Consider the following 1,091-nt stretch of genomic DNA (forward strand, 5'->3'; position numbering starts at 1 on the left):
GCCTTCCCTTGGGTCCTTGTTCTGCCTGGGTGCAGTATCAGGCCCACGGGGTCGCAACACCGTGAGCGATACAAAACAACATTAATGATAGCAAGACAATAATAACGTGTTGACGAAATTCGCCTTGCTCCGATAACGGTGATAGCCGACAGAATGATAATCTTAAAGGCGGCAAAGGAGTTTTGCCCTGCGGTTGTTTATTGCGCGCAACGCACCGTTGCTGTTCGCGTTCCTGCTTGGAAGCATGCCGATAGCCGCGGCAGCAGATTGCGTACCTCCCGAACGACCGTTCTTGCCTCAGTCGCGAGAAGACATTCGTGCCTATGCCGATCTGCTGCGTTCTGATTTCGAGGGCTACATTGCCGACATTCAGGAATACTTCCGCTGTCTTGATGCCGAGCGCCAACGGGCGTCTCAGGAGGCGCGCGAGGTCAGTGAAGACTATGGAAGACTGATCGAGCTATTGGACTGAGCAACCGCATGGGCTTAACCGCCGTCGAGATCCTCGTAGTAGACGAGTGCGGGCATGTTGCGGCGCTGATGCACGATGCGCAGGATGACTGCCGCGCCATCCGCCGCATCGAGCCGCTTGTAGAAGATCACGTGTCGCTGGCAATTGACGGACCGCATCCCCGGGACAAAGAGACTCCTGTCCCGGCCCGCGTCGGGATCCCCAGTGATCCGCTCGAAGGCGGTGACCAACTGGCGGTAATAGACGAGCCATTGGTCCCTGCCCCATGTTTCGACGGTGTAGGTGCGTATCTCTTCAAGGTCGGACTTGGCCTGTCCGGAAAGCCGAATCGTCATTCGGGTCAGCGATCAAACGCATCCGGTTCGAAGGCTTGGGCATCGAACTCGGCGAAATCCCCATTCTCGGCCAGGGTGGCTGCCATCTCGAGATCGGCCTTGAGGGCGTAGAACTGCCGTGCGCCATCCTTCTCCATCAGCATTCTTACTCCGGCGCGCACGACTTCGCTCAGATTGGCGTAGGCGCCAGACTCGATCTGCGCCTGCACATATTTCTGCATCGGTTCGGTCAGGTGGACGTTTGGCATCAGACTCTCCTATCCATGCTCAATCGTATCAGATAC

Annotated in this window: 3 protein-coding genes; 1 reads left to right on the top strand and 2 read right to left on the bottom strand. The window is 57.0% G+C overall.

Features of this window, described 5'->3' with window-relative positions:
- Positions 1 to 244: 244 nt before the first annotated feature.
- Positions 245 to 472, top strand: a complete 228-nt coding sequence (locus tag G455_RS0122195; protein ID WP_028095600.1) for a hypothetical protein — start codon at positions 245 to 247, stop codon at positions 470 to 472.
- A gap of 14 nt (positions 473 to 486) precedes the next feature.
- Here G455_RS0122195 and G455_RS0122200 read toward each other — a convergent pair whose 3' ends face one another.
- Positions 487 to 807, bottom strand: coding sequence for a type II toxin-antitoxin system RelE/ParE family toxin (locus G455_RS0122200; RefSeq protein WP_017468227.1), 321 nt, complete (start codon positions 805 to 807; stop codon positions 487 to 489).
- 5 nt (positions 808 to 812) lie between these two features.
- Positions 813 to 1,055 carry a type II toxin-antitoxin system ParD family antitoxin gene (locus tag G455_RS0122205; protein WP_008336111.1) on the bottom strand — a complete coding sequence of 81 codons (243 nt, stop codon included), beginning with the start codon at positions 1,053 to 1,055 and terminating at the stop codon, positions 813 to 815.
- Between the last annotated feature and the right edge of the window lie 36 nt (positions 1,056 to 1,091).

The organism is Pseudodonghicola xiamenensis DSM 18339 (assembly GCF_000429365.1).
Lineage (GTDB): Bacteria > Pseudomonadota > Alphaproteobacteria > Rhodobacterales > Rhodobacteraceae > Pseudodonghicola > Pseudodonghicola xiamenensis.

What these genes read in the sequence shown, in the direction of transcription:
- G455_RS0122195 (WP_028095600.1), top strand. Translation starts at nt 245, where the DNA reads ATGCCGATAGCCGCGGCAGCAGATTGCGTACCTCCCGAACGACCGTTC.
- G455_RS0122200 (WP_017468227.1), bottom strand. Translation starts at nt 807, where the DNA reads ATGACGATTCGGCTTTCCGGACAGGCCAAGTCCGACCTTGAAGAGATA.
- G455_RS0122205 (WP_008336111.1), bottom strand. Translation starts at nt 1,055, where the DNA reads ATGCCAAACGTCCACCTGACCGAACCGATGCAGAAATATGTGCAGGCG.